Annotated in this window: 2 protein-coding genes and 1 pseudogene; 2 read left to right on the top strand and 1 reads right to left on the bottom strand. The window is 75.7% G+C overall.

From position 1 onward, the window contains the following. Positions 1–55: 55 nt before the first annotated feature. Positions 56–796, bottom strand: a pseudogene (locus tag GPJ59_RS33950) (FHA domain-containing protein); the annotation flags it as partial. 449 nt (positions 797–1,245) lie between these two features. Here GPJ59_RS33950 and GPJ59_RS33945 point away from each other — a divergent pair. Beyond that, the gene (locus GPJ59_RS33945; protein ID WP_219671796.1) at positions 1,246–3,054 is read left to right on the top strand and encodes a serine/threonine-protein kinase; all 1,809 of its coding nucleotides are present in this window, start codon (positions 1,246–1,248) and stop codon (positions 3,052–3,054) included. Positions 3,055–3,360: 306 nt separating this feature from the next. After that, the coding region (locus GPJ59_RS33940; protein ID WP_219671795.1) for a serine/threonine-protein kinase at positions 3,361–4,498 on the top strand (1,138 nt) is incomplete at its 3' end.

Below are 4,498 nucleotides of genomic sequence, written 5' to 3'. Positions count from 1 at the left end.
TCTCATGACAGGGATGAGATCGTCGGCAGCGTCAGATGTGGAAAGGAGACAGGGGGGGCGCCGCGCCCCCGGTGGGGCCGGCCGCGGCATCGGGGGCCGGGGCGCCCGGGAGCCCGGGTGCGGCCTGGGTGCGGGCCGCGGGGTGGGTCGGGGGGAGGACCAGGTGGCCCTCCAGGTCCGGGACCGGGGGCGCCGGGTTGGGCCGGGTCGGCGGTGACAGGCGCAGGGCCGATTCGCCGATGCGCAGGAGCGCGCCCGCGGGCAGGGGGACCGGGGAGCGGCCGACCGGGGTACCGGCCAGCGTCGTGCCGTTCGTGGAGTCCAGGTCGGCCACCGACACCCGGCCGTCCTCCGCCACCGTGACCGCGCAGTGCAGCCGCGAGACGTCCGGGTCGTCCAGCGGCACGTCCGCGTCCGAGGAGCGGCCGATGCGGATCGCGCCGGGGTGCAGCAGGTGCACGCCGCCCGCGTCGGGGCCGGCCACCACGTGCAGCTCCGCCGTGGCATCCGCGCCGGCGGGGTCCCCCGCGTCCTCCGACACCGGGGAGTGCAGCGCCAGGACCGCGCCGTCCACCAGCGGCGGCTCTCCGAGGACGCGCCGCTGCGGATCCAGCCGCTCCGGGCCGGCGTAGAGGACGACCGTGCCGCCAGTGTCGGGGCCGGCGACGGTCGAGGCCAGGCCGGACGCGACCGCGGCGAGCGGGGTGCCGACGGGGGCGGTGACCAGCACGTCGGCCGCCGCGCGCGCGGGCTGGTGGCCGCTGCGCGGCCCGATGACGGTCAGCCGGATCTGCATCGCCGTCGGCGGTCCCTTCTGCGCGTGCGCGGTGCGCGGTCTGCGCCCGGCAGGGGAACGGCGGGCCCTGGCTGCCCGGACGCCCCCCGGTCGTCGTCATGCGGATGTGCTGCGGAAGTGCTGCGGATGTGCCCGTACGCGAGGAACCATGGCTTCCGTCCCCCGCTTCCGTACGGGTGCATCCTCGCACCTGCGGCCGACAACACGCCCGGCACCCGGCGAAAAATGATCTTGTTCGATCGTCGGGTCGACCGCGAGCCGCGCACATACGGACGTAAAACGCCTCGGGCATACCCCTGAAACGCCACTCTTCGTACAAATGTGCGGCAACCAACCTCGGACTCCCCGCGTCTTCCACAGGGACACCCCCTAAAGTGGGCCGGAAAAGTGGGCCGGAAAAAACCACTCGGGAACCACTCGGGAACACCATCAGCAGGGGAGCGCAAGACGTGCGGCCAGTCGGCAGCAAGTACCTGCTCGAGGAGCCGCTCGGACGCGGCGCCACGGGCACCGTCTGGCGTGCCCGCCAGCGGGAGACCGCGGGCGCGGAGGCGGCGGTCGCCGGGCAGCCCGGCGAGACGGTGGCCATCAAGGTCCTCAAGGAGGAGCTGGCCAACGACGCGGACGTGGTCATGCGCTTCCTGCGCGAACGCTCCGTGCTGCTGCGCCTGACCCACCCCAACATCGTCCGCACCCGCGACCTCGTCGTGGAGGGCGACCTCCTCGCCCTCGTCATGGACCTGATCGACGGCCCGGACCTGCACAAGTACATCCGCGAGAACGGCCCGTTCACGCCGGTCGCCGCCTGCCTGCTGACCGCGCAGATCGCCGACGCGCTCGCCGCCAGCCACGCCGACGGCGTCGTCCACCGCGACCTCAAGCCCGCCAACGTGCTCCTCGACGAGCGCCAGGGCCAGATGCGTCCGATGCTGACCGACTTCGGCATCGCCCGCCTGGCCGACTCCCCGGGCCTGACCCGCACGCACGAGTTCGTCGGCACCCCGGCGTACGTCGCCCCCGAGTCCGCCGAGGGCCGCCCGCAGACCTCCGCGGTCGACATCTACGGCGCCGGCATCCTGCTGTACGAGCTGGTCACCGGCCGTCCGCCGTTCGCCGGCGCGACCGCGCTGGAGGTGCTCCACCGCCACCTCAGCGAGGAGCCGCAGCGCCCGTCCACCATGCCCGAACCGCTGTGGACGGTCATCGAGCGCTGCCTGCGCAAGGAGCCGGACGAGCGCCCCAGCGCCCAGAGCCTGGCCCGCGCCCTGCGCGTGGTCGCCGCCGGCATCGGGGTGCACTCCGCCCCCGGCGAGGTCGAGGCCGCCCTCGGCGTCGGCGCGCTGCTCGCCCCCGACCCCTCGCCCGCGCCGGTCCCGCAGAACCCGGACCAGCAGGTGCCGGGCGCAGCCGACGCCACCCAGGTGCTGCCCACCGGCTCGGCCGCGCCCATGGGCACGTACGACCCGAACGGCGCGACCTCCGTCCTGCCCCCGGTCGGCGCCGACGACGCGACCTCGGTGCTGCCGAGCACCGGCGGCCCGGCGGCCGCCGACCCGACGGCCGTGATGCCGCCGGTGCAGCAGCCGGACGCCCCGCACCCCTGGCAGACCCAGCTGCGGGCGGCGCGCGAGCGCAACGAGCAGACGCAGATGCAGTACCTCGACCCGAGCGAGGACCCGCTGCGCCGGCGCCCGCAGCGCCAGGCCCCGCCGCCGCCCCCGCGGCAGCAGCCCCAGCAGCCCCAGCGGCCTCCGCAGTACAGGCAGGCGCCGCCTCCGGCGCCGTACCCGCAGCAGCAACAGCCGCAGTACGGGTACCCGCCGCAGCACCAGGCGCAGCAGCCCCCGCAGCACCAGCCGCAGTACGCGCCGCCGCCCCCGCACTACCAGCACCCGCCGCAGCAGTACCAGGCCCCGCAACCGCCCCAGCGGCAGCAGCCCGCACCCGCGCCCGCGCCCCGGCAGCAGCCGGCCCCGCAGCCGCCCGCGCCGCGGGAACCGCGCGAGCCGCGCCGCCGCAGCGCGAACCCGATGCACATCCCGGGCCTGGGCTGCCTCAAGGGCTGCCTGTTCATGGTCGTGCTCTTCGTCATCGGCGGCTGGCTGATCTGGGAGCTCACCCCGCTCCAGGAGTGGGTCGGCACCGGCCGCGGCTGGTGGGACCAGATGTGGGCGATGGGCAGCGGGGTCGTCGACTGGATCAGCGAGCTCGGCGAGACCACCGGGACGGGCGGCAGCGGCAGCGGCGGCACGCCCTGACGCGGGGCGTGCGCCTTGACGCTGGACGCACGCCCTGACGCGGGCGTGAGCCGTTAACGCGGGGCGTGCGCACCTGGCGCGGGGCGTGCGCGGGCGTGCCCGCCGGCGGGCGTGCAGGGCGTGCGCCCTCCCGTGGGCGGGCCGCGTGCCCGCCCACGTAGCGCCGAGTTCGTGGATTTGTCGACATCCGAGGCGTGATTTCGCCCGCAGAAGTGAAGGTCACCGCGAAACCGGGCCCCTCATGGCATCCAACGCCGATCCGGCCGCGTACTTTTGGCACGTACGCCAGCCGCTGAGGGAGCAGTCGTGGCACGGAAGATCGGCAGCCGATACACCGCTCACCAGATCCTGGGGCGCGGCAGCGCCGGCACGGTCTGGCTCGGGGAGGGACCGGACGGCCCCGTCGCCGTCAAGCTGCTGCGCGAGGACCTCGCGTCCGACCAGGAGCTGGTGGGCCGGTTCGTCCAGGAGCGCAGTGCCCTGCTCGGCCTGGAGCACCCCCACATCGTCTCCGTCCGCGACCTCGTCGTGGACGGCAACGACCTGGCCCTGGTCATGGACCTCGTACGCGGCACCGACCTGCGCACCCGGCTCGACCGCGAGCGCAGGCTCGCCCCCGAGGCCGCCGTCGCGATCGTCGCCGACGTCGCGGACGCGCTGGCCGCGGCGCACAAGGCGGGCGTGGTCCACCGAGACGTCAAGCCCGAGAACGTCCTCCTCGACATGCAGGGCCCGCTCGGCCCCGGCGGCTCCCACCCGGCGCTGCTCACCGACTTCGGCGTGGCCAAGCTGATCGACTCGCCGCGCCGGGCCGGCGCCCGGGCCGCCTCCGCGCCCGCCACCCGCATCATCGGCACGCCCGACTACCTCGCCCCCGAGATCGTCGAAGGCCTCCCGCCGCGCGCCTCCGTGGACATATACGCCCTGGCCACGGTCCTGTACGAGCTGCTGGCCGGCTTCACGCCGTTCGGCGGCGGGCACCCCGGCGCGGTGCTGCGCCGGCACGTCACCGAGACCGTCGTCCCGCTGCCGGGCATCCCCGACGAGCTGTGGCAGCTGATCGTCCAGTGCCTGGCCAAGGCCCCGGCCTCCCGGCTGCGCGCCTCGGAGCTGTCCGTCCGGCTGCGGGAGCTGCTGCCGCTGCTGGCCGGGATGCCGCCGCTGGACGTCGACGAGCCCGACGACCTGGAGCCGGCCGAGCCCGAGCCCGAGGAGCGCTCCACCACGCCGGTGCGCCGGCGCGGGGCGGTGTCCCTGGTGCCCGGCGGGCCGGGCGGCTCGCCGGAGTCCAACCGGGACACCCACACCTCCATGCGCGTGCCGGCACCGGACGAGCTCGCGGGCGGCGCCCTGGGGACCGCCCGCGTCCCGCGCCCGGCGGGCGGCCACCGCCCGGGGACGGCCCGGCACCGCGCGGACACCGTCCGCAGACGGCGCTTGGCCC

The organism is Streptomyces bambusae, assembly GCF_019400985.1.
Classification (GTDB): Bacteria; Actinomycetota; Actinomycetes; order Streptomycetales; family Streptomycetaceae; genus Streptomyces; species Streptomyces bambusae_A.
Note: the sequence above shows the minus strand (reverse complement) of the source record. Positions and strands in the feature narration are given on the sequence as shown.